At 71.2% G+C, this 22,737-nt stretch carries 25 protein-coding genes; 15 read left to right on the forward strand and 10 right to left on the reverse strand.

Annotated features, from left to right (window positions below; genetic code table 11):
• Nucleotides 1-45 precede the first annotated feature (45 nt).
• From N5875_RS22025 to N5875_RS22045, 5 genes are read left to right on the forward strand one after another with little or no spacing between them, the layout of a single operon-like run.
• Nucleotides 46-651 carry a TlpA disulfide reductase family protein gene (locus N5875_RS22025; protein WP_318210720.1) on the forward strand — a complete coding sequence of 202 codons (606 nt, stop codon included), beginning with the start codon at nt 46-48 and terminating at the stop codon, nt 649-651.
• 4 nt (nt 652-655) lie between these two features.
• The gene (locus N5875_RS22030) at nt 656-1,393 is read left to right on the forward strand and encodes a cytochrome c biogenesis protein CcdA (RefSeq protein ID WP_030324331.1); all 738 of its coding nucleotides are present in this window, start codon (nt 656-658) and stop codon (nt 1,391-1,393) included.
• A gap of 5 nt (nt 1,394-1,398) precedes the next feature.
• Complete coding sequence (locus N5875_RS22035) at nt 1,399-3,201, forward strand: cytochrome c biogenesis protein ResB (protein ID WP_338495517.1); 1,803 nt, start codon at nt 1,399-1,401, stop codon at nt 3,199-3,201.
• Entirely contained in the window at nt 3,198-4,280 is a 1,083-nt protein-coding gene (gene ccsB, locus N5875_RS22040) for a c-type cytochrome biogenesis protein CcsB (RefSeq protein ID WP_318210722.1), read from the forward strand. The genes N5875_RS22035 and ccsB overlap by 4 nt, the downstream gene beginning before the upstream one ends.
• 46 nt (nt 4,281-4,326) lie before the next feature.
• Nucleotides 4,327-4,860: an SRPBCC domain-containing protein gene (locus tag N5875_RS22045; RefSeq protein ID WP_338495518.1), complete on the forward strand. Its 534-nt coding sequence runs from the start codon at nt 4,327-4,329 to the stop codon at nt 4,858-4,860.
• A 6-nt stretch (nt 4,861-4,866) separates the two neighbouring features.
• Here the strand turns inward: N5875_RS22045 and N5875_RS22050 are convergent, their stop codons facing one another.
• The 6 genes from N5875_RS22050 to N5875_RS22075 form a co-directional block, all read right to left on the reverse strand.
• Entirely contained in the window at nt 4,867-6,438 is a 1,572-nt protein-coding gene (locus tag N5875_RS22050; protein WP_338495519.1) for a hypothetical protein, read from the reverse strand.
• A 4-nt stretch (nt 6,439-6,442) separates the two neighbouring features.
• A complete protein-coding gene (locus tag N5875_RS22055) occupies nt 6,443-8,536 on the reverse strand; it encodes a hypothetical protein (RefSeq protein WP_318210725.1) in 2,094 nt (697 codons plus the stop codon).
• A gap of 119 nt (nt 8,537-8,655) precedes the next feature.
• Entirely contained in the window at nt 8,656-9,576 is a 921-nt protein-coding gene (locus tag N5875_RS22060) for a 2-oxoglutarate and iron-dependent oxygenase domain-containing protein (protein ID WP_338495521.1), read from the reverse strand.
• Nucleotides 9,569-10,021: a nucleoside deaminase gene (locus tag N5875_RS22065; RefSeq protein WP_318210727.1), complete on the reverse strand. Its 453-nt coding sequence runs from the start codon at nt 10,019-10,021 to the stop codon at nt 9,569-9,571. The genes N5875_RS22060 and N5875_RS22065 overlap by 8 nt, the downstream gene beginning before the upstream one ends.
• Nucleotides 10,022-10,052: 31 nt before the next feature.
• Nucleotides 10,053-10,337, reverse strand: coding sequence for a winged helix-turn-helix domain-containing protein (locus N5875_RS22070; protein WP_338495522.1), 285 nt, complete (start codon nt 10,335-10,337; stop codon nt 10,053-10,055).
• Entirely contained in the window at nt 10,334-10,609 is a 276-nt protein-coding gene (locus N5875_RS22075) for a GntR family transcriptional regulator (protein WP_338495523.1), read from the reverse strand. Before N5875_RS22075 ends, N5875_RS22070 begins: the two co-directional genes overlap by 4 nt.
• 197 nt (nt 10,610-10,806) lie before the next feature.
• Between N5875_RS22075 and N5875_RS22080 the strand changes: the two genes are divergently transcribed.
• From N5875_RS22080 to N5875_RS22090, 3 genes are all read left to right on the forward strand, one after another.
• Nucleotides 10,807-11,085, forward strand: a complete 279-nt coding sequence (locus N5875_RS22080) for a hypothetical protein (RefSeq protein WP_338495524.1) — start codon at nt 10,807-10,809, stop codon at nt 11,083-11,085.
• Between the two features lie 470 nt (nt 11,086-11,555).
• Entirely contained in the window at nt 11,556-11,906 is a 351-nt protein-coding gene (locus N5875_RS22085) for a hypothetical protein (protein WP_338495525.1), read from the forward strand.
• A gap of 545 nt (nt 11,907-12,451) precedes the next feature.
• Nucleotides 12,452-12,883, forward strand: a complete 432-nt coding sequence (locus N5875_RS22090) for a hypothetical protein (protein ID WP_318210734.1) — start codon at nt 12,452-12,454, stop codon at nt 12,881-12,883.
• Nucleotides 12,884-13,020: 137 nt separating this feature from the next.
• Here the strand turns inward: N5875_RS22090 and N5875_RS22095 are convergent, their stop codons facing one another.
• Nucleotides 13,021-13,515 (reverse strand): class I SAM-dependent methyltransferase, encoded by a 495-nt coding sequence (locus tag N5875_RS22095; protein WP_338495527.1) that lies wholly within the window; start codon nt 13,513-13,515, stop codon nt 13,021-13,023.
• Between the two features lie 271 nt (nt 13,516-13,786).
• Between N5875_RS22095 and N5875_RS22100 the strand changes: the two genes are divergently transcribed.
• Nucleotides 13,787-16,027, forward strand: a complete 2,241-nt coding sequence (locus N5875_RS22100; protein WP_338495528.1) for a hypothetical protein — start codon at nt 13,787-13,789, stop codon at nt 16,025-16,027.
• 162 nt (nt 16,028-16,189) lie between these two features.
• Nucleotides 16,190-17,116: a DMT family transporter gene (locus tag N5875_RS22105; RefSeq protein WP_338495529.1), complete on the forward strand. Its 927-nt coding sequence runs from the start codon at nt 16,190-16,192 to the stop codon at nt 17,114-17,116.
• Here N5875_RS22105 and N5875_RS22110 read toward each other — a convergent pair.
• Together N5875_RS22110 and N5875_RS22115 are read right to left on the reverse strand one after the other, a co-directional pair.
• Nucleotides 17,022-17,903 carry a LysR family transcriptional regulator gene (locus tag N5875_RS22110; protein ID WP_318210738.1) on the reverse strand — a complete coding sequence of 294 codons (882 nt, stop codon included), beginning with the start codon at nt 17,901-17,903 and terminating at the stop codon, nt 17,022-17,024. The genes N5875_RS22105 and N5875_RS22110 overlap by 95 nt on opposite strands.
• Before the next feature lies 1 nt (nt 17,904).
• Nucleotides 17,905-18,300, reverse strand: a complete 396-nt coding sequence (locus N5875_RS22115) for a PLD nuclease N-terminal domain-containing protein (RefSeq protein ID WP_338495530.1) — start codon at nt 18,298-18,300, stop codon at nt 17,905-17,907.
• Between the two features lie 89 nt (nt 18,301-18,389).
• Between N5875_RS22115 and N5875_RS22120 the strand changes: the two genes are divergently transcribed.
• The 5 genes from N5875_RS22120 to N5875_RS22140 all read left to right on the forward strand — a co-directional run bounded on the left by N5875_RS22120 (nt 18,390) and on the right by N5875_RS22140 (nt 22,573).
• Nucleotides 18,390-19,847 carry a menaquinone biosynthesis decarboxylase gene (locus tag N5875_RS22120; protein WP_338495531.1) on the forward strand — a complete coding sequence of 486 codons (1,458 nt, stop codon included), beginning with the start codon at nt 18,390-18,392 and terminating at the stop codon, nt 19,845-19,847.
• Entirely contained in the window at nt 19,844-20,242 is a 399-nt protein-coding gene (locus N5875_RS22125; RefSeq protein ID WP_318210741.1) for a hypothetical protein, read from the forward strand. Before N5875_RS22120 ends, N5875_RS22125 begins: the two co-directional genes overlap by 4 nt.
• Nucleotides 20,239-21,162: a menaquinone biosynthesis prenyltransferase MqnP gene (gene mqnP / locus N5875_RS22130; RefSeq protein WP_318210742.1), complete on the forward strand. Its 924-nt coding sequence runs from the start codon at nt 20,239-20,241 to the stop codon at nt 21,160-21,162. The genes N5875_RS22125 and mqnP overlap by 4 nt, the downstream gene beginning before the upstream one ends.
• A gap of 369 nt (nt 21,163-21,531) precedes the next feature.
• Complete coding sequence (locus N5875_RS22135) at nt 21,532-21,837, forward strand: GNAT family N-acetyltransferase (RefSeq protein WP_318210942.1); 306 nt, start codon at nt 21,532-21,534, stop codon at nt 21,835-21,837.
• Between the two features lie 64 nt (nt 21,838-21,901).
• Nucleotides 21,902-22,573, forward strand: coding sequence for a UbiX family flavin prenyltransferase (locus N5875_RS22140; RefSeq protein ID WP_318210943.1), 672 nt, complete (start codon nt 21,902-21,904; stop codon nt 22,571-22,573).
• Here the strand turns inward: N5875_RS22140 and N5875_RS22145 are convergent.
• Entirely contained in the window at nt 22,570-22,707 is a 138-nt protein-coding gene (locus tag N5875_RS22145; protein ID WP_318210744.1) for a hypothetical protein, read from the reverse strand. The genes N5875_RS22140 and N5875_RS22145 overlap by 4 nt on opposite strands.
• Nucleotides 22,708-22,737 lie beyond the last annotated feature (30 nt).

A 22,737-nucleotide genomic window follows, 5' to 3' on the forward strand; every position in this document is an offset into this window, starting at 1 on the left:
GGGGGGTGCCCAAGATCCCCCAAACGCCCATGCGAAACTTTTCACATGAGCCTTAGCCGTGCCCCTCGACGCACCCTGCTCGCCGTCGGAGTGCTGTCCGCCGCCCTCACGCTCTCGGCCTGCGGCGACGACAGCAACGGCAAGTCCGGCGGCGGTGGCAACACCAACTTCGTGACGAACACGGGCGGCATCGCCACCGCGGCCAAGGGCGAGCGCGCGGCCACCGGCAAGCTCGCGGGCGAAACCCTCGACGGCAAGCAGCTCGACGTCGCCGACCTCAAGGGCAAGGTCGTCGTCCTCAACGTGTGGGGCTCCTGGTGCGCCCCCTGCCGCGCCGAGGCCCCGCACTTCGCGAAGGTCGCCAAGGACCTCAAGGGTGAGGGCGTCGAGTTCGTCGGACTCAACACCCGCGACCCCAACAAGCAGCCCGCCCTCGCCTTCGAGGAGGACTACGGGGTCACCTACCCGAGCCTCTACGACCCGCAGGGGAAGCTGATCCTCTTCGGCTTCCCCAAGGGCACGCTCTCCCCGCAGTCCATCCCCTCCACCGTCGTCCTCGACAAGGAGGGCCGGATCGCGGCCCGCTCGCTCATGGCGCTCAACGAGGAGAAGCTGCGGTCGATGATCGACCCCCTCCTCAAGGAGAAGTGAGCCGGTGAACGAGACCGTCACCAGCGGAGCCCTGCTCCTCGCCCTCCCCGTCGCCCTCCTCGCCGGCCTGGTCTCCTTCTTCTCACCCTGCGTCCTGCCGCTCGTCCCCGGCTACCTGTCGTACGTGACCGGCGTCTCCGGCACCGACCTCGCCGAGAGCCGCCGCGGCCGGATGACCGCGGGCGCCGTCCTCTTCGTCCTCGGCTTCACCGCCGTGTTCGTCTCCGGCGGGGCGCTCTTCGGCTACTTCGGGTCGACCCTCCAGGAGTACCGCGAGACGCTCACCACGATCCTCGGCGTGCTCATGATCCTCATGGGCGTGTTCTTCCTCGGCCTGATGCCCTGGTTCACCCAGCGCGAGTTCCGCTTCCACAAGAAGCCCGTCGCCGGCCTGGTCGGCGCGCCGCTGCTCGGCGCGCTCTTCGGCATCGGCTGGACCCCGTGCATCGGCCCGACGCTCGCCTCGGTCAACGCGCTCGCCCTGGAGCAGGCCAGCGCCGGCCGCGGCGCGCTGCTCGCCTTCGCGTACTGCCTCGGCCTCGGCGTGCCCTTCGTGCTCGCCGCCATAGCCTTCCGCAAGGCGCTCGGGGCGTTCGGGTGGGTCAAGAAGCACTATGTGTGGGTCATGCGGATCGGCGGCGGCATGATGCTCGTCACCGGTGTCCTGCTCCTCACAGGCGCGTGGGACAGCATGGTCGCCACGATGCAGGGCTGGTCCAGCGGTTTCACGGTGGGGATCTGAGTTCCATGAGCAAGACCGACACTTCCGGTACGACGGAGACCGAGAGCACCGCCGTCGACGAGGCGGCCGGGGCCCAGCTGTCCACCGCTCCCGTCGAGGACCGCGCCGAGATGCCCGTCCTCGGCGGCCCCACCCTCGGTGTCATCGGCTGGATCCGCTGGTTCTGGCGGCAGCTGACCTCGATGCGGGTCGCGCTGATCCTGCTCTTCCTGCTCTCCCTCGGCGCCGTCCCCGGCTCCCTCATCCCGCAGACGAGCGTGGACGAGCTGAAGGCGCAGGCCTTCAAGGACGCCCACAAGACGCTGACGCCGCTGTACGAGAAGCTTCAGTTCTTCGACGTCTACAGCTCCGTGTGGTTCTCCGCGATCTACATACTGCTGTTCGTCTCCCTCATCGGCTGCATCGTGCCCCGCAGCTGGCAGTTCGTCGGCCAGCTCCGCAGCCGCCCGCCGGCCGCCCCCAAGCGCCTCGACCGGCTCCCCGCCTACACCACCTGGCGCACCGGGGCCGAGCCCGAGCAGGTCCACGAGGCCGCGCTCACCCTCCTCAAGGGACGCCGCTTCCGCGCCCACACCGCCGGAAACGCGATCGCGGCCGAGAAGGGCTACCTGCGCGAGGCCGGGAACCTGGCCTTCCACGTCGCCCTGATCGTCATGCTCGTCGCCTTCGCCTGGGGCCAGCTCTTCAAGTCCGAGGGCGGCAAGCTGATCGTCGAGGGCGACGGCTTCTCCAACACGCTCACCCAGTACGACGACTTCGAGTCCGGCTCCCAGTTCGGCATGGACGAGCTGGAACCGTTCAGCTTCAAGCTCGACGCCTTCGACGGCACGTACGAGAAGAACGGCCCCCAGCGCGGCACGCCCCGCACCTTCGAGGCGAAGGTCTCCTACTCGCAGGGCGGTACCGACAAGAAGGCCGTCATCCGGGTCAACGAGCCGCTCGAGGTGGGCGACTCCAAGGTCTATCTGATCGCCCACGGCTACGCCCCCGTCGTCACCGTCAAGGACGGCCGCGGCAAGACCGTCTTCCACGGCGCCGTGCCCATGCTCCCCATCGACAACAACATCACGTCCACCGGCGCCATCAAGGTGATGGACGGCTACCGCGACAAGAACGGCAAGAAGGAGCAGCTGGGCTTCCAGGCCTTCTTCGTGCCGACCTTCGCGGGCGAGGGCGCGGGCACGATGTTCTCGCAGTTCCCGGCGCTGGAGAACCCCGCCATGGCGCTCACCGGCTTCCACGGCGACCTGCGGGTCAACTCCGGGCTTCCGCAGAACGTGTACCAGCTCGACAAGTCCAAGATGGAGCAGTTCGAGGACGCGTCCGGCAACGCGCTCGCCCAGCGGCTGCTGCCCGGTCAGACCATGACGCTCCCCGGAGGCGCCGGCTCGATCACCTTCGAGAAGGACGTCAAGGAGTGGGCGAGCTTCCAGATCTCGCAGCAGCCCGGCAACGGGCTCGCCCTCGCGGGCGCGATCGCCGCCATCGCCGGTCTGACCGGTTCGCTCTTCATCCAGCGGCGCCGGGTCTGGGTCCGGGCCGTGCGCGGTGCGGACGGCGTGACCGTCGTCGAGATGGCGGGCCTGGGCCGGAGCGAGTCCGCGAAGCTGCCGGAGGAGCTGGGCGACCTCGCGGTCGCGCTCACGGCGGACGCGCCGCCGACGGCGGACGCCACTTCGGATGCCGATCCGGAACCCACACCCCACGCCGATCCGGAAGACGTACCGGAACCCGCGGAAGAGCCTGCGGAAGAACCCGCGGAAGCACCCGCAGAAGACCCTGCCCCTTCTGGAGAGGCCGACAAGTGATCCTCGCCGCCACGACCAACGAGAGCCTGGCACAGATGAGCAACACGCTCATCTACTCCTCGATGGCCGTCTACACGCTGGCCTTCCTGGCCCACATCGCCGAGTGGGTGTTCGGTTCGCGCAGCAAGGTCGGCCGTACCGCCGCCGCGCTCACCTCGCGCGCCCCGGCCGCCACCTCGGCCGTGACCGTCCAGGTCAAGCAGGCCGGCGGCACCGCCGTCCTGGAGAAGCCGAAGGTCGTCACCCGGTCCGCGGCCGGCACCCGTGACGTACCGGACGGCCCCGGCGCGGCCGGCGGCACGGTCAAGGGCGATCTGTACGGCCGGATCGCCGTCTCCCTCACCGTCCTCGCCTTCGTGATCGAGGCGGCGGCCGTGGTGGCCCGCGCGGTCGCCGTGCAGCGTGCCCCCTGGGGCAACATGTACGAGTTCTCGACCACCTTCTCCACGGTGGCGGTCGGCGTGTACGTCGCGTTCCTGCTCGCGAAGAAGAACGTGCGCTGGATCGGTCTTCCGCTGGTGACCACGGTCCTGCTCGACCTGGGCGTCGCCACGACCGTGCTGTACACCGAGAGCGACCAGCTGGTCCCGGCGCTCGACTCGTACTGGATGTGGATCCACGTCTCGACCGCGATCTTCTGCGGCTCGGTCCTGTACCTCGGGGCCGTCGGCACCCTGCTCTACCTGTTCCGCGACTCCTACGAGAACAAGCTCGCGAACGGCGCCAAGCCCGGCGCCTTCGCCCGCTCGATCATGGAGCGGCTGCCGTCCGCGGCGACCCTGGACAAGTTCGCCTACCGGGTCAACGCGGCGACCTTCCCGCTCTGGACCTTCACGATCATCGCGGGCGCGATCTGGGCCGGCGACGCGTGGGGCCGCTACTGGGGCTGGGACGCCAAGGAGGTCTGGGCGTTCATCACCTGGGTCGGTTACGCCGCGTACCTGCACGCGCGCGCCACGGCCGGCTGGAAGGGGCGGAAGGCCGCGTACATCGCGCTCGTCGCCTTCGCCTGCTTCCTGTTCAACTACTACGGCGTGAACATCTTCGTGAACAGCATGCACTCGTACGCGGGCGTCTGAGCCGGCACGGCTGGCACCGGGCCTGCCCCGGGGTGACGCTGGAGGCATGAGCGAGATACCCCGGGGCAGGTGCGAGACCCACGACGGCGACACGCACCTGCTGCGGTTCGCCGTCGAGCTGTCCCATCCGCCGTCCGAGGTCTGGGAGGCCGTCGCCACCCCCGAGGGCCTGGAGGGCTGGCTCTGCGCGGCGGACCCGCTGGAACCCCGGCTCGGCGGCCGGGTCACCCTCCGCTGGCTGAACGGCGACACGGTGGTGTCGGGGTGGGTGACCGCCTGGGACCCCGAGTACGTGGCCGAGTACACGGTCGATCCGACGCACGGCCGCATCCGGTTCCATCTGGAACCCGGGGCGGCCGGGGGCGGCGGGTCGACCGTGCTGCGTTTCACGAACGAACTGCGGGCGGACCGGGAGTACCGGCTGGACTGTCTCGCGGGGTGGCACGACCACTTCGAGCGGCTGGTGGCGGCGCTGGGTGGTGCGCGGACCGACTGGGGCGCCTGGTCGCCCGAGCGGTGGCAGCACCTGCGTGCGCTGTACGAGCGGGATGAGGCCACCTGGCCCAAGTGGGTGCCGTAGGACCCGCTACCCCCGCTTCGGCGGGAGGCAGGATGCTGCCGGCGGTGTGCCCTCCGGCCAGGCGATCTGGACGAAGCGCTGGGTGCCGTCCTGGGCCAGTTCCACGATCGGGACCGCCTTGTTGTACGGGTTCCCGTAGTTGTCCAGGCAGATCCAGCCGCTCGCGCCCCGCACCCGCAGCGAGCCCTTGACCTGCGGCCACTGGGTGACCACGTCGGCGAGTTCCGGGTACTGGGAGCCCGGCGGGGTCGCCTGGCGGATCGCGTGCACCGCCGTCGCCATCGCGTCGTACGCGACGATCGCCTGGCCGTCCGCGAGCGCCACCGGCTCCTTCGAGGCGCGGGCGATGTCCGTCAGGAAGGTCGTGTACGCCGCCACCGAACCGCCCGTCGCCGGGACCTTCCGCCCGGCCGTCGGCTGCCACGCGTCCGGGTGGGCGAGCGCCGCGTACCGCACGGTCAGCTTCGCCTTCAGCGCGTTCCGGTCGAGCTGCTTGTCCGCGCCCAGGTACGAGCCCTCGTCGCCGGTCAGGATCGTGAAGGCGCGGTCGAGGCAGCCGCGCGAGCCGAGCGCGTTGATGAACTGGCGCAGCTGGGTGTGGCGGCCCGCGAAGAAGACCGTCTCGGCGCGGGTGTCGCAGATCAGATGGGTGATCTGGCGGAAGGTGTTGGCGGTGGTGCCCTCGTCGGTGGGGTCGGCGGGCGAGGTGAAGAGCTGCGGCTCGTGGGGCGCGCCCTTCAGGGACGCGGCGAACGCGGCCTTGAGGGTGTCGGTGTAGTGGTCGCCGCTGCGGGTGTCCTGGACGAGGAGGGCCTTGGCGGCGTCGACGCGGCCGAAGTGCGCGAGGGCCTTGGCCTCGTCGTTGTTGGTGGGGGAGACGCGGGCGAGGCCGGGGTAGCGGTTGTGTCCCGGGCCCGGACCGTTGGCGATGTCGTCGGCGGTGATGGTGGTGCCGACGACGGCGATCCCGGCGCCGGTGAGGGCGGTCACCGACTCGCGTATCTCGGTGGAGGAGGTGGCGACGCCGGAGACGGCCCGCAGCCGGTCGGGGGCGCCGGTCATGGCGATCAGCCGGTCGACGGTGCCGCGCCAGTGGGCGTTGCCCTTGCCGGTGTTGGCGAGGACGAGGCGGATCTTCGGGGTCTCGCTGTTGGACTGGTGGTTGGCCCGGTACTGGTAGGCGTACGCGCCCTGGACCTCGTGCAGCACCTTGACCCGCATGCCGCTGTCGGTGGAGGTCAGCGGCAGGAGGAGGGCGACGGTGGCGTACTCGCCGGGCTTGAGCGCGGCGTTCTCGGCGCCGATGGCCCGGGCGACCTCGGCGAGTTCGGGTATGCCGAAGGCGTGGCCGTCGCCGTTGACGCCGACGCACTCGGTGCTGCCCTCCGGTCTCTCGACCCCCGCGGCGCAGGAACGGTCCTCCGGGGTGGTGAGCCGGGCGATGCCGTACCCGCCCAGGCCGAGGACGACGGCGGCGGTGACGACGGACGCGACGAGCTTCTGGCGGGGGGTGCGGACGCGGCGCCGCAGCCGGTCGAGCGGTCGGCCGCTGCGCGGGTCGGTCGGGCGGTCGGGCATGGCGTCAGACTCCGTCCTCGCGGCCCGGCGGCAGCGACAGCTCCCGCCGGGCACGGATGTCGCGCGGCCAGTGGGTGGCCGCGTCCCAGAGCGAACCGCTGCCCGTCAGATGACGGCCGGAGAGCCGGCGCAGTTCGTGCGCGAGGCGGTCGGCCACCTCGTCGTCGGGCAGTGCGAGCGGATCGGTCAGCAGCCATACGGCGTGCAGCAGTCGCCGTACGGACAGGTGGAGTTCGGTGGTGTCGTGGTCGAGGCCCGGAGGGAGGTCGTCGGCCGTGCCGCCGCTCGTTCCTCCCGCCGGCCGCCGGCCGAGGGCGATCGCCCGGCGCGGGTCCGGCCCGGTCAGGTCGCGCTCACGGGGGTACGGGGCGGAGCCGATGAACCGCAGCCGCTCAAGCCAGCCGAGGACGTCCCGCTCGGGGAAGGTGAGCCGCAGCTGGGTGACGGCCTCCTCGGTGCGGCCGAGGGCCAGGTCGTGATGGAGGCGGTACGGGCCGGGCTCGGGGCCGTAGTGCCGGTGCAGGGTCTCGTGGACGGCGTGCCAGGCCGCGTACCGGGGATGGTCGTCGTCCTCGAAGCGGAGGCGGTGCAGGAGCAGGGCGCGCAGGAGGGGGTCGGCGACGAAGTGGCCGGAGCCCGGTTCGGCGGCGGCCCAGTCCTCGGAGCGCAGCTGGTCGCGGACGCGCAGCGCCACGTCCCCGTCCAGGGACTCGCCCTGGAGCCGGGCGTGGGCGAGCATCCGGGCGGACTCCTCGTCGTGGGCGGCGGCGAGCACGGCGTACGGGCCGGGCCGCCGCACCGGGAGGAGTTCGGCGAGGAGGGTGGCGGCGACGGGCACCGGCGGGGTGTCCTCGCGCAGTTCCACCGTCAGGTCGAGCAGCGCGGCGGGGGTGAGACCGGCCCGCAGGTGCTCCGGGGCCTCTCCGGCGGCCCGGCCGAGGAGGGCGACGCCGAGGGGGCGGCCGCCGGTCAACCGGTGCACGGCGCCCGCGAGTTCGGTGGGTGTCCGGCCGGCCGGGTCGTGGCGGTCGAAGGCGGAGCGGGTCTGGGAGGGGGACAGCGGCGTGAGCTCCACCGCGAGGATGCCGGAGCCGACGCGGGCGTCGCGCGGGCTGGGCGCCCGGTGCGCGGTCTCCGGCAGCCGGGTCCTGGTGGCGTTCCGCAGCCCCTCGTGCTCGCGGACCCGGGAGGCGGCGAGGACGACGACCCGGTCGCGGCGGCCTTCCGTACGGGCGCGCAGAATCGGTTCGACGAGCTGCCGGCCGAGCGGCTCGTGGGCGTTGTCGAGGAGGACGAGCGGGCGGCCGATCCGGCCGCCGCGCCGGATCCCCACGTACGGGTGGAGGAGGTCCTCGGTCAGCGCGCCGACGAGGAAGCCCTCGGCCTCGGCGCGGCGCCGGCCGCCCTGCTCGAAGTCGATCGCGAGCTGCTGGAGCCCGGCCTTGCCGCGTCCGCCGGCGTTGCGATAGGTGCCGTACCAGCTCTCCGAGGTGCGCTGGAGGCGGCCGAACACCTCCTCCAGGACGGTCTCCACGGTCGCCTCGGCAAGCAGCCCGGCGAGCGGGACGGTGGCCTCGGCGAAGGTCGCGGCCAGCTTGGCGAGGACCTTGCCGACCCAGTGGGTGGCCGCGCCCCGGGTCGGGTCGACGGTCGCGAGCAGCGGCCCGAGCCGCTGGAGGTCGCGCCGGGCCCGCTCGTCGTCCTCCTGCGACCAGCCGATCGAGGCGACCGCGACGAGCCCGAGCGACACCCGGGGGAACTTCACCGGCCGTGCGCCGAGCACCTTCGGCGACATCTGTACGGCGAGCTCGGCGAGGGCCCCGGTGAGCGGGGTCCAGCCGGGGCCGTGGTCGGCGGGCGGCTCGATGTGCGCGCAGTCGAGGAGCGCCAGCGGCGTGTACCCCTTGTAGCGGTTGCGGACCTCCTTGAGCAGGGCGGTCTTGCCCGTACCGCGCCCGCCGGTGAAGACGGTGACCGGCGGATCGTCACCGTGCTCGAACGGCACCCGGGAGGCGCCGTGTTTCGTGAGGCCGCTGAGGCGCGCGACCAGTCCCGCATCGTGCAAGGCCGCCTCGCGGCCGTACAGCTCTCTGTCCACGACCCGCCACCCCCGTAGCCCCCGACTACCCCCGTCACAGTCAACTCAAGGATATCGACGGCATGTTGGGAAAGCGGTCGGCTTATCGACTCTTCCTGTCCACTGTTGTCAGTCCGTTGTCAGTCCGTGGCGATCGCGTCGAGCTGGGCCCGCAGGTATCCGTGCGACTCGATGCCGTGGATCGTCGTCCCGGGCGTGCACTCGTAGAAGTACACGAGCGACATCAGCTCCTCCGTGGGGACGTCGGCCGGTGGCGGCAGCACCCGGTGCCGTCCCGAACGCCACCGCCCGCCGGTCCAACTCGCCATCAGATCGCCGATGTTGACGGTGAAGGCGGCCGGGTCGTACGGAGCGTCCTGCCAGCCCCCGGCGTCGGTGAAGACCTGCAGCCCGCCCTTGCCCGCCTCCCGGTCCAGGACGGTGACCGTGCCGAAGTCCGTGTGCGGGCCGATGCGGAACTGGCCCGGCTCCGGCTCGCCCGTCCGCTCCCGCCCCGGGTACCAGTTGATGTTGAAGCCGAAGGTGGGGTGCCCGGTGTGCCGGGTGAAGAAGTCCCGCTCCTCGCCGAGGGCCACGCCGAGCAGGTCCAGGACCCGGTCCGAGAGCGCCTTCATCTGCGCCAGGTACGTCTCCACCAGCGGCTTCAGCTCGGGGATTTCGGCGGGCCAGGTGTTCGGCAGGAACCATTCCGCGTCCACGGCCGGGTCGCCGGTCGGCTCGTCCGCCGCGAAGGAGAGCGACTCCTTCAGGTCGGGCGGCGTCGCCGTCCCCTCCGCGTACCCGTTGGCCTCCGCGCCGGGCCCGAGCCAGCCCCGGCCGCCGACCCGCACGGCGTACGGCTCCTTGAGGGCGGGCGGGAGGCGGAAGAAGCGACGGGCCGTCTCGCGGATGGCGGCCCGCAGCCCGGGGTCCACCCCGTGCCCGGTCACCAGCAGGAACCCGGCGTCGCGGAGGGCGCGGTCGACGGCGGGGAGCTGGGGGGCGGGGTTGAGGCGGAGGTCGATGGTGGGAAGGCTCGCCTCACGGACGGGTTCACTCATCGCCGATGTCCTCGTTCCAGAGCGCGGGATGCTTGTCGATGAACTCCCGCATCAGAGCGGCGCATGCGGGGTCGTCGAGCACGAGGACCTCGACGCCGTGTTCGGCGAGCCAGTCGTGTCCGCCGTGGAAGGTCTCCGCCTCCCCGACGACCACCCGCGAGATCCCGAACTGCCGGACGAGGCCGGAGCAGTACCAGCAGGGGGAGAGGGTCGTGACCATGGTCGTCCCCCGGTACGAGCGCTGCCGGCCGGCGGCCCGGAAGGCGGCGGTCTCGGCGTGCGCGGACGGGTCCCCGTCCTGCACGCGCCGGTTGTGCCCCCGCCCGAGCAGCGTGCCGTCGGGTCCGTAGAGCGCGGCGCCGATGGGGATCCCGCCCTCGCCGAGCCCGGCGCGGGCCTCGTCGAGGGCGGTGGCGAGCCATCGGCGGGCCTGTTCCTGGTCCATGCCGGGACTCTTCCCCGCCGGACCGCCGACGTCACACGTGCTGTGGACCCTCGTCCGTCGGCAGTGGATCGGCGACGAACGTGCCCTTGCCGTGAACAGTGAGGATCAGTCCTCGCTCGCGCAGGACGCGGGCCGCGCGGCGGACCGTCAGGTAGGCGACCCCGTACTCCTCGGCGAGGTCCCGCTCGGCGGGCAGGCGGGCGCCGGGTGTCAGTTCGCCGCCCGCGATGCGGGCGGCGATGTGGTCGGCCACCGCGACGTACGCGAGCTGGGGGCCTTGCGGGTCGAACTGGGGGATCTGGTCGGGGTCGGTCACCCGGTGCCGTTTCCGGCGGTGGGGGTGACGTAGGAGCCCTTGCCGCGGACGGTGATCACGAGTCCCCGATCCCGAAGCTCCTGTGTGGCGCGCCGAGCGGTGAGCCGGGCCACGCCGTACTCCTCGGCCATCCGGTTCTCGGAGGGAATGGGGCGGTCTGGGGCGAGAGCGCCGGACGCGATCTGCTTGCCGATGATCTCGGCCAGCTGGATGTAGAGCGGCGTGGCGCTCTGCGGGTCCAGGGGTCCGTTCGGCGTGGAGGTATCGCTCATGTGTCCAACGTAGAGCGATAGGCATCTACACGATCGGGTGGATCTGTCTGTACTTGTATACAGAGGACTATGAGGAAGTTAGGTTTCTCGGGCAAGCAAGACCCCGGCGGCCGCTGGAATCGGCCCCGGGGCATGGCCACCAACTAACAGGAGTTGATGACGTGCGAAACCCTATCTCGCGTGCGCCCGGACGGGTCTTGATTCTCGTCCTCCTCTGGCTGCTCATGCTGACCCTGCCGCCCACCGGCAGGCACCGGCCCCGCCCCGCCTCCCCGCCCTCGGGCCCACGCCACCGCGCTCCCGCCCGGCGGTCTCCCTACGCCCGGGAGCAGGCGACGCTCCTCGACGGCGCCCGATCCCCCCTGGAACGCCCCTACCTGGCGGCGGTGCAACGGCGGCGCCGGCGGGCGTTGTGGCTGGCCACGGTCGGGGTGGACGTCGACAACCGGAACATCCACGCGGGGGCGGCCCGATGAGCCGGTGTGGGGCGCGGCGGTCCGTGTTCGCGGTCGCGGAGGTGGTGCGGCCGGTGTGGGGCGGTTCCGTCTGTGTGCTGGCCGTGGGGCACGAGGGTTCGCACCGGGGCCGTGCGGGCGACGGCTGGTGGGTGACGCCGGAGATCGCCGACGCGGTGACGGTCTCCCTGCTGGCACACGCCCTTACGGCCGCGCCGCCCGAGCCGGAGTTCAGGTCACCGCGCTGCATCGTCGGCCGTCACGACCGCTGCCGGGACCACGTCCCCCGCGACAGCGGCGTACAAGGGGTCCGTCACCTCGTGTGCGGGTGCGTTTGCCATGCGGCGCCCAACGCCCTGATGGCTGCCCGACCGTAGCGGACGTCGCACGACGGGCGAGGCCCCCGACGCCTCGCCCGTACCGCCGTCGCCGGTAGGCGTGGGCCGCGCTCCGGCTGGATACGCTGGCCGGGGCACCCCTTGGAGGACATCGTGACGACACGACCTGACCACGTCGGAGGACTCATCCCGCGCCCCGAGCAGACCCCCGCTGCTCTGCGGGCGGCCCTCGCGGTCGTCGCTCCCGAGCGGCTGCCCGAGATGGACGCCGGCCGGCGTGCGGCCGTGACGGAGGCCATCGAGCAGAGCGGCATCACCCCGCTGCGCATGTTCCTGATCCAGTGGGCCGCGACCATCGAGATCGAGCGGTTCCCCGACACCGCCCGCGAACTGCGCCGTGCCGAATACATGGCGCAGATCGCCGAGGACCCGGAGGAGAGCCGCCGGTACGTACGGGCGGCCGGGGACATCATCCGTGCCGCGCACAAGGCGGTGGGCGGGTGAGCTGGAGGTGGGAGTGCGACCCCAGCGAGGAGCACGTCATCGGAGGCGCCCCGCCGGTGTTCGTCGCCGAAGTGGAGAAGACGGCTGATGAGCTGGTCAGAGCAGCGGAAGCCCGTTACCTCGACGGCACGCTGTTCCAGGGGGGAACCCCAAGAGCGAGCATGTGCGCGTTCCTGGCGGGATGTTCGTCTTCCTTCATATCCCGCGCTACGAATGCGTATACGTCCTCCAGGTGATCTACCTCTAACTGATCATTTCAGAATGAGTTCGGTTCAGGGGCTCGGCGTCCGACTGTTGTCGCGGGAGTGCTGCAGGTGCCGGATGATCGTGGGCCTGATGACCTGCGGGAGGTTACACTCTGTACTCCATTGGTCGCAGTGCGTGCATACTTCGGCCCGGGGCGTGCGATACCTGGAAGGTCGGCTCGCCTCCCCCCCCGGCTTCCGACGGGCATCCGCCACTCCCGTACCAGCGAAGACACGGAGATCCCCATGCGACGCGCTTTCGCCGCTGCTGCCATGACACTCGCAGCCACCCTCACCGGCATGTCCACAGCCACGGCCCAGAGCCCGCATTTCATCGGTCAGGTCACCTGTACGACATCCATCACCGCGGGCCTCCAGTGCAGCGGCAAGGCCGCCGGCCTCGGCAACGACCCCACGGCCGCCTTCCTCACTGCGTCCTCCATCGACGCCGAGTACGTGTGCACCAACCGGGGTGGCAACGTGGCCCCCGGCCAGGGGACCGAGACCCAGAACGTGGTCGGCCCGGTCCAGAACATCAACCCCCGCAACGGCCAGATCACCTTCCGGAACGTGACGCTCCCCGTACCGGAAGCCCCCTCCGCGGCTGACGTCTGCCCGAACGCGAACTGGCGGGTGCACCTGCTCCACGTCACCTTCAACGACGTGGAGCTGCACATCCAGCAGGAGGGCACCGACATCCTGGTCAAGCCCCTCGGCGACTTCTCGATCTGACGCACAGCGAGCAGGCGGCGCCCGGCACGAGAACATCCGTGCCGGGCGCCGCCCCAATTCCGCGCGGCCTGGCGTCGGCGGGATCCCCCAGGGGGCGCACCCTCAGCGTCGCCCGTTCGAGCGGTGTGTCGGCGCCCTTAAGGGCGCCCGCGTTCTTGGAGGTAGGTCACGCCCGCAGCGGAGTTCCGGTCGCCGCGTGCTGCGTCGTCGGCCGGCCTGCTGGACGATGGCAGCGGCGAGGGTACTTGGGGAGTGCCGGAGTACGGCGGCGCCGAAGACCGAGTAGGCGCCGTGAACTCGTGCGTGCCCGCCGCGAGGAACTCCTCGGCCGTCTGCTGCCGCACATCGAGGTGCAGCCGGTGTTCACGCGCCTTGGCCACCTGGACGGGCGAGATGTCCACGCCGGTCGCTTCGGCGCCCAGCGCGACCAGGTGGGCGAGATTTCCACCGTTGCCGCAGCCCAGGTCGAGGACCCGGGCGCCGGAGACGTCGCCGAGGACCTTCTCGTCGGGCCCGTGGTCGGGCCACTGCGTCCAGTTGAACCACGTCGAGGCCCCGGCCGCGTTCCTCTCCTTGCGTCCCGGCCTGGCCGCGCCCCACACGTCCCACGCACCGGCGTCCTGTTCGCGCACCCTCGTCCTTCCACATGGTGAGAGCCCGCCCGCCGATCCGCGGGTCCACGTCGAAGCCTGCCGCATGGAGGGCGGCGACCGGGCAACCTCTGTGGGGTGGGCGGGTGTTGGCGGGAGGTTGGGTGAGGGAAACCCTGGCCGTTCGTACAACCACTCGAAGTGGTCGCGAGTCTGAACGGGCGCGGCACGAATCACGAATCGTGCCCACCGGCGCGGCGCCCCCGGAGGCCGCTCGGCTCATCACCGTTCTTGACACCCTCACGGGAGACACGTGAACCACCGCATCTCCGGGCGCCGGCTCGCCGCCGCCGTCCTCACCCTCGCCACGGTCACCGCCGTGACGGGCACGCTCGTCACCGTCCCGGCCACGGCCGCCACCACCGGCACCACCGCCGAGGGGCGGTGCCTGCCGGGCGCACCGGGGCTGCTGCCCGTCGGGGCGGAGATCGTCTCCGCCGGGGCGTTCGGGTACATCACCGCCTGCAAGGACGAGAACGGCGAGACGGTCCGGGAGTTGCACAAGCCGGACGGCACCGTCTCGACCTTCGGCAACTACGTGTCGGACGTCTACGACGCCTTCTCCGACTGGATCGTGACCAACAACCAGGGCACCATCAGCGCCCACAACCCGGTGACGGGGACGTACAGCAACCACACCCTCAGCGGCGAGCTGGTCGGCGTGGCCTACAACGTCGCCTACGAGAGCCGGCCGGCGGAGAGCGGCGAGGGCCGCGAGCTGTGGCAGCTGCGGAACGACAACGGCGTCGTCAACAAGACGAAGCTGACCCACACGTTCGCCAACCAGAGCAGCAACCGCGTCGAGACCGCGTACAAGGTGGTCGCGGGCGGCCGGGACGCGAACGGCCGGCCCGCCGTGATCATCCTCATCCGGGGTGAGCAGACCGGCGTCGGGGGGCAGAAGACCCCCTACTTCAAGTCCGCCGTGGTCCCCATCCCCTCGGGGACGGCCATCCTCCCGGAGTGGGAGAACGCCGGCGGCGACTGGGACGCCGCGGCCACGGGCGCGCTGACCTCCAAGTACCGCGCCTGGATCACGAACAGGGCGGGCGGCGGACAGCAGATCACGCTGTTCGGCCCCGGCATCGCGAAGGACATCGCGCTCACCGACATCCCCGGGAAGGCCGTCCTCGCCGGGGTCATCGGCGACACGGCCCTGTACGCGGCCCAGCGCGACCCGTTCGGCGACCCCTCGGTCCTGACGCCGCTGTACGCACGGAACGTGGCGACCGGCGGAGCCCCGTACAAGGTCATGGAGAACTTCTCCTCCGTGGCCCACGCGGGCGACGGCAGCCTGATGGTGCGCGGGGCGACGAGCGCGGCCGACGGCCTGTTCAGCATCGGCAAGGACGGGACGGTGACGCCGTCGCTCGTCGCCGACACCGGCAAGGTCGTGGCGCTGAAGGTGACCGGCTGGTCCGTGCCGGCTTCGGTGAACCTGGAGAAGGCCGGTACGAGCGTCCCCATGACGTTCGACCTGACCCGTCCGGACGCGACCGTGGACGTGACGCTCACGCACACCCGCACCGGCAAGAAGCTCACCGTGCGGCTGCCGCAGCCCCCGTCCGGGAACCGGTTCTCGTACACGTGGGACGGCATCCTCGACGGGATCAGCGCCCCGAACGGCGCCTACACCTGGCAGGCCACCGCCAGGACCCTCGGCGGCGGCGCCTACGCCACGGCCACCGGCTCCCTCACCGTGTCCCGTACGGCCAACCCGCACGACTTCAACGACAACGGCTCCACGGACCTCCTCGCCCGCGACTCCGCCGGTGTGCTGTGGCGGGACGACCTGTACGACTGGCCCGTCGGCGGGCAGGCCAAGCCGGCCAAGCGGACGAAGATCGGCCCCGGCTGGAACACGTACAAGCAGATCGAGGCCGTCGGGAACATCGGCGGCGGCGCCCACGGCGACCTGATCGCCCTCGACACCACCGGCGTGCTCTGGCAGTACGTCGGCAAGGGCGACGGCACGTTCGCGACCCGGGTCCGCGTCGGTGGCGGCTGGGGCGGCTACACCAAGCTCGCGGGCGGCTCGGACCTCGGCGCGGACGGTAAGGCGGACCTGTTCGCCACCGACACGGCCGGTGTCCTGTGGTTCTACCCGGGCACGGGCGACCCGGTGAAGCCGTACCTCCCCCGGATCCGGATGGGCGCCGGCTGGGGCGTCTACAACCAGCTCACCGCCGTCGGCAACATCGCCGGCGACGCGGGCGGCGACCTCATCGCCCGCGACAAGGACGGCGTCCTGTGGCTCTACCCGTCCAAGGGCTACGTCTACGACACCCGCGTCCGCGTCGGCGGCGGCTGGGGCGGCTTCACCCAGTTCGTCGGCGCGGGTGACGTCACGGGCGACGGCCGCCCGGACCTGATCGCGTACGGCCCCGGCGGCACGTACGTCTACCGCTCGAACGGCACCCTGACCGGCGTCTTCACCCGGCAGACGACCTCGCTGTACGCGGGCGAGGGCAGCAAGTTCAACAGCATCGCCTAGCCCTGAACGGCTGTCGTGAGGCCTGTGGGCGTGGCGTAGAGACGCCACGCCCACAGCTCGTTCGGGAGACAGCGCCCCCATCGGTTCCGCCGATCGGCCCCATCGGGAGGTCTCCCTGCTGGCTCGTGGACCCGTTCCCGAGGCGCTCGTAGCGTCGTCGGCATGAGAAACGAGACCAGGGGAACCGTCGAACTCACCCTCGCCATGGTGCTCTCCGGCACCCTCGGCATCTTCGTCGTGGAGTCCGGGGCGTCCCCCTTCAACGTGGTGTTCTTCCGGTGCCTCTTCGGGGCCGCCGCCCTCGGCGCGTACAGCCTGGTCCGCGGCTACTTCACCGGGCACGGACTCACCCCCAGGAAGTTCGGACTGGCCGCGCTCGGCGGGGTGTTCATCGTCTTCAACTGGGTGCTGCTCTTCGAGGCGTACGAGGCCACCTCGATCTCCTTCGCCACCGTCGTCTACCACACGCAGCCGTTCTTCCTGGTGGTGTTCGGCGCCGTGCTGTTCCGGGAGCGGATCACCGCCGCGACGTTCGGCTGGCTCGCCGTCGCGTTCGCCGGGCTCGTGCTCGTCTCCGGGATACGGCCCGGCGACACCGCCTCGCTCAAGGGCCTCGGGCTCGCGCTCGGCGCCGCCGTCCTCTACGCGCTGTCGACGATCGTCACCAAGCGGATCACCGGCGTACGGCCGCATCTGATCGCCCTCGTGCAGGTGCTCGTCGGGCTTCCGCTGCTGCTCCCCTTCGCCGACTTCGGCGCCGCGTCGGAGCTCGGCGCCGACTGGGGCTGGCTCGTCGGGCTCGGGGTCGTGCACACCGGGCTCATGTACGTGCTGATGTACGCCGCCTACGCCAAGCTGCCCACCGCCAAGATCGCCGTCCTCGCCTTCACCTACCCCGCCGTCGCCATGGGCGTCGACTGGGCGGTGTACGGGCATCACATCGGGCTCGTCCAGGCGCTCGGCGTTCCCCTCATCGTGCTGGCCGGCCTGAAGGTCACGCTTGCTCGCGCACGAGCCGCCGCGCCTGCTCCACGAACAGCCGGACGTGCGCCGGAAGCCGCTTCCCCCGTCGCCACGCGAGTTGGGTGAAGAGGGTGAACGGGGCCTTCCAGGGGAGTTCGACCAGCGTCCCCGTCGCCAGTTCCGCCGTGACCGTCACCCGGGGGAGCAGGGCGACTCCGAGGCCGGCCGCCACCCCGCGCTTCGTCGCCTCGATCGTGCCGAACTCCATGAACGGCGGGGACCATTCCCTGAGCTCCCGCTCGAACAGGTCGCGGTACGGGCAACCCGGTTCCGTGCCCACCAGCTGCGCCCCCGCCACCTCGGCGGCGGTCAGCTCCGTACGCCCGGCCAGGGGGTGGGCCGGGCCCGCCACCAGGACCAGCGGTTCCGGGGCCAGGACCTCCGACTCCAGGCCCTCGTGCTCCGTCTCCGGCTCCATCAGGAAGCCCACGTCGTACGTGCCCTGGCGCAGTGCCTGGCGGGTCTCGTCGCCGAGGGTGGGGCGCAGGGTGAGGCGTACACCCGGGTAGCGGTGGTGGAAGTACTCCAGGAGCGGCGGCAGCCGGTAGGAGGTCAGGGACTCCATCGTGCCCACCGCGATCGTGCCCGTGGGGTCCGCCGTCGCCGCCACCGCCGTACGGGCCTCCTCCGCCAGCTCCGCCATTCCTCGGGCGTAGGGAAGGAGGCGCTCACCGGACTCCGTCAGGCGGATGCGGCTGCCCAGGCGTTCGAAGAGCTCCACCCCCAGGGACGTCTCCAGGGATTTGATCTGGGCCGTGACGCTCGACTGTGCGTAGCCCAGTTCCGTGGCCGCCCTGGTGAAGGAGAGGACCGTCGCCACCTTCTCGAAGGTGGCGAGGAGGCGCAGCTCCACGTCAGGACTTCTCGGGGGATTCGCCGCCGTCCTGCTCGCGCTTCTTCAGCTCCTCCTCGCGGCGGCGCAGGTCCGCCTCCCAGTCCTTGAGGACCGCCTCGTCCTTCTCGTTCTCGTCCTTGAGGGACTTCAGGAACTCGGGGTTGTCGTCCGGTGCCACCCACTCCTGGCGGTGGTTGCGGTGCCACTCGGAGGGCGTACGGCCGCCGACGGGGGGCTTGCGCATCTTTCCGGCGGCGAACCAGACGATCGGGCCGACGATCCAGAACAGCAGGATGATGATGACCCAGACCACCTTGGGCAGGTGCTTGGCCTCGTCCTCGGGGGTGTTCAGGCAGTCGATGAAGGCGTAGATCGTCAGTGCCAGCGGCAGGATGTACATCAGTGCCCTGAGCATGTGGGACAGCCCCCTGGAAGCAGTGATGGGGCTCGTTTCGACCGCCCCGGTGACAGGTCCAGCGTAGCCCGTGGCGGATACTGGCCCCTATGGCTTACGACGATCTCCGCTCGCTGCTCAGGGCCCTCGAGCGCGAAGGCGACCTCAAGCGCATCAAGGCCGAAGTCGACCCGTACCTGGAGGTCGGGGAGATCGTCGACCGGGTGAACAAGGCGGGGGGTCCGGCGCTTCTCTTCGAGAACGTCAAGGGCTCCTCGATGCCGCTCGCGATGAACGTCTTCGGGACCGACCGCCGGCTGCTCAAGGCCCTCGGCCTGAAGTCGTACAGCGAGATCAGCGACAAGATCGGCGGGTTGCTCAAGCCCGAGCTTCCGCAGGGTTTCATCGGTGTCCGCGAGGCCTTCGGCAAGCTCGGCTCGATGGTCCACGTGCCGCCGAAGAAGGTGAAGTCGGACGACGCGCCCGTGCAGGAGGTCGTGCTCACCGGGGACGACGTCGATCTCGATCTGCTTCCCGCGCTCTTCACCTGGCCCAAGGACGGCGGCTCCTTCTTCAACCTCGGGCTCACGCACACCAAGCACCCCGAGACCGGCATCCGGAACCTCGGGCTCTACCGCCTCCAGCGGCACGACAAGCGCACCATCGGCATGCACTGGCAGATCCACAAGGACAGCCGCAACCACTACGCGGTCGCCGCCGCGAAGGGCGAGCGGCTGCCCGTCGCCATCGCGTTCGGCTGCCCGCCCGCCGTCACGTACGCCTCCACCGCCCCGCTGCCCGGTGACATCGACGAGTACCTCTTCGCCGGTTTCGTGCAGGGCAAGCGGATCGAGATGGTCGACTGCAAGACCGTCCCGCTCCAGGTCCCCGCCAACGCCGAGGTCGTCGTCGAGGGCTGGCTGGAGCCGGGCGAGATGCTGCCCGAGGGGCCGTTCGGCGACCACACCGGCTTCTACACGCCGCAGGAGCCGTTCCCCGCGCTGAAGATCGACTGCATCACGATGCGGAAGCGCCCGCTGCTCCAGTCGATCGTCGTCGGCCGGCCGCCGACCGAGGACGGGCCGCTGGGACGGGCGACGGAGCGTTTCTTCCTGCCGCTGCTGAAGATCATCGTGCCGGACATCGTCGACTACCACCTGCCGGAGTCGGGCGGCTTCCACAACTGCGCGATCGTCTCGATCGACAAGAAGTACCCGAAGCACGCGCAGAAGGTCATGCACGCCATCTGGGGCGCGCACATGATGTCGCTGACCAAGCTGATCATCGTGGTCGACAAGGACTGCGACGTGCACGATCTGCACGAGGTGTCCTGGCGGGCCCTCGGCAACACCGACTACTCCCGCGACCTGACCGTCGTCGAGGGGCCGGTCGACCACCTCGACCACGCCTCCTACCAGCAGTTCTGGGGCGGCAAGGCCGGTATCGACGCCACCAAGAAGCTGCCCGAGGAGGGCTACACCCGGGACGGCGGCTGGCCGGACATGGTCGAGTCGGACCCGGCCACGGCGGCCCTCGTGGACCGCCGCTGGAAGGAGTACGGGCTGTGACCACGGCCGTCGGGCTCCGCCTCGGGGACGACCAGGCCTGGGTCGAGCTGGCACCGGACCCGGAGGACCCGGAACAGTGGCGGGTGACCGCCGACTGGGTGGGCGCCTTCACGGCCGACTTCGAGACCTACCTGGAGACCCAGGAGGCCGCAGCCTTCACGGACGCCCTCCTGGCCGGGGTCGACGGCGGGGGATCGTTCCGCCTGGACGTCACGAAGGGCCGGAACAACCCGCTGCTCCTCCAGTCGGTCCCGGCGGGCGACCGTCTCGCCTTCGTGGTCCGGCTCACGCCCAACGGGCACGACGCGGTCGTGCACCTCGACCTGGAGATCGACCCGATGGACCGGGCCGAGCTGCGCGGTCGCATCGAAGAGTTCCGGAGGTCCCTCGTATGACATCGGCCGCCGAAGGCGTCCTCGGCCAGGGGCCCGCGCCCGAGTCCCGGGGGAAGGTGAAGTCCTTCCTGCGCCTCGTGATGATCGAGCACTCGGTCTTCGCGCTGCCCTTCGCGTACACCGCGGCGCTCACCGCGATGTACCAGGTGGACAAGAACATCCACTGGTGGACGCTGTTCCTCGTCACCGTCTGCATGGTGGGGCTGCGGACCTTCGCCATGGCCTGCAACCGGATCATCGACCGCGAGATCGACGCGCGTAATCCCCGGACGGCCGGGCGCGAGCTGGTGACCGGTGCCGTGTCCGTGCGGTCGGCGTGGACCGGGGCCGGCATCGCCGTCGTCGTCTTCCTCGGCGCCGCCGCCCTGCTCAACCCGCTCTGTCTGGCCCTCGCTCCGCTCGCCGTCATCCCGATGGTCGTCTATCCGTACGGCAAGCGGTTCACCAACTTCCCGCACGCGATCCTGGGCCTCGCCCAGGCCATCGGGCCCATCGGCGCCTGGCTCGCGGTGACCGGCGAGTGGTCCTGGGACGCGGTCGTCCTGGGCCTCGCGGTGGGCGTCTGGATCGGCGGCTTCGACCTGATCTTCGCCTGCCAGGACGTCCAGGCGGACCGGGCGCACGGCGTCATGTCCGTACCCGCGCGCTTCGGGATCCCGGCGGCCCTCTGGGGCGCCCGCGCCTCCGCGGTCGTCACCACGGGCCTGCTCGTCTGGTACGCGCTCCTCACCGACGCCGGTCCGTTCTTCTGGGTCGGCCTGGTGATCGTGGTGGCCGCCTTCTGCTACGAGCACTCGATCGTGAAGCCGCACGACCTGTCGCGGCTGAACCGGGCGTTCTTCACGGTGAACGGTTTCATCGGCATGGCGCTGTTCGTGTGCGCCCTCCTCGACCTGCTGGTCCGGGGGCTCACCCCGTAACCCCGCCCCGCGGGCTCACCCCGTAACCCCCGCCCCGGGGGCGAAGCGGTCCAGGAGTGCGTCGAGGCCGGCGGCCAGGCCCGCGGGGCCGCCGCGCCGCGGCCGCCGTACGCGCCCTGCGGGAACGCCTCACCGGCGGCCTGTCCGGGCGCACCCTGACCGCCGCCCGGACCCACGGCGACTACCACCCCGGGAACATCCTGGTGAACGAGGCGAGCGGAACCCTGTCCGGGGTGATCGACTGGGCGGACTCGCTCCCCCTCGTCCGGCGCCCGGCGCTGCGGGTCGGCCTGCGGTTCGGGCCGGACGCCGACCCGGTGTGGGCGTCCGCCGCGCCCCCGGACTTCGCCGCCGAGGCCCTGACGACGGCTGCGATGGGCCGGGCAGCGGCACGAGCCGAGGGCGCTCGCCCGGCTGCGCCGGACCCGGGCGTTTCCACGGCGGTACCTGGAGGCGGTCGCCGAACGCTTCGGCGCCTCCTGCGCCGTCTACCTGGCCCGGGTCGGCGGGGAGCCGGCCGCCGGCACGGTGGTGCTGTCCTACGGGGACCGGGCCACGTACTGGCGGAGCGCGATGGACCGGGACCTGGCCCATCCGGTGCGGGCGAACTTCCTGCTCCAGCGGCTCGCGATGAGGGCCACGGCCAAACGGCTGCTGTGCTTCCGGGACGCCTGAGTGAGCCGTGCCCAGGCCTGGCTTTTCCCGGCCGGATAGGCTCTCTGTCGTGGAGTCGCAGGAGATGAAGAGTCGTCGGCCCTGGGTGGTGGGGGTTTCCGGGGCGTCGGGTACGCCGTACGCCGCCGCCGTGCTGCGGGGCCTCCTCGCCGCGGGGGAGAGCGTCGACCTCGTCGTGTCGCGGGCCTCGCGGCTCACGCTCCTCGACGAGACGGGGATCTCCTTCCGCGACGCGCACTGGCGCGAGGACCTGGCGGCCTGGCTGGCGCGGGGCGCGGACGGGAAGCCGGGCACCTTCGACGTGTCGGACGCCCTCGACGACGTGCGGTACTGGGCGGCCGGCGATCTGGCCGCGGGGCCGTCCTCGGGGTCGTACCCGGCGAAGGGGATGCTGGTCGTGCCGGCCTCGACCGCGGCGGTGGCGGGAGTGGCGCTGGGACTCTCGAAGGACCTGCTCCAGCGGACCGCGAGCGTGACGCTGAAGGAACGGCGTCCGCTGGTCGTCGCCGTGCGGGAGACCCCGCTGAACGGACAGACGCTCAAGCACATGGTGGCGCTGGACGAGGCGGGCGCCGTGGTGCTGCCCGCCTCTCCGGCGTTCTACGCGGGGGCGACGCACATCCAGGATCTGGTGGACTTCGTCGCCGGGCGGGTGCTCGACGCGGCAGGGGTGCCGCATCGGCTGTACCGCCGGTGGGAGGGAGAGCTCGGTGGAGCGACCCCCCGGTCGGATTAGCGCTTCTTGGCGTGCTTCTTCTCGGCACGCTTCGAGGCGGCGGTCGGCTGGTGGGCACGCGAGCGGTTGGCCAGCTCCTGCAGCTCGCGCATGCGTGCGTAGGCCATCTCGATCGTGTACACGGTGAACACCACTCCTGAAAGATCGTCTTTGATCATCTGAAA

It is taken from the genome of Streptomyces sp. SJL17-4, assembly GCF_036826855.1.
In the GTDB taxonomy this organism is placed as follows: domain Bacteria; phylum Actinomycetota; class Actinomycetes; order Streptomycetales; family Streptomycetaceae; genus Streptomyces.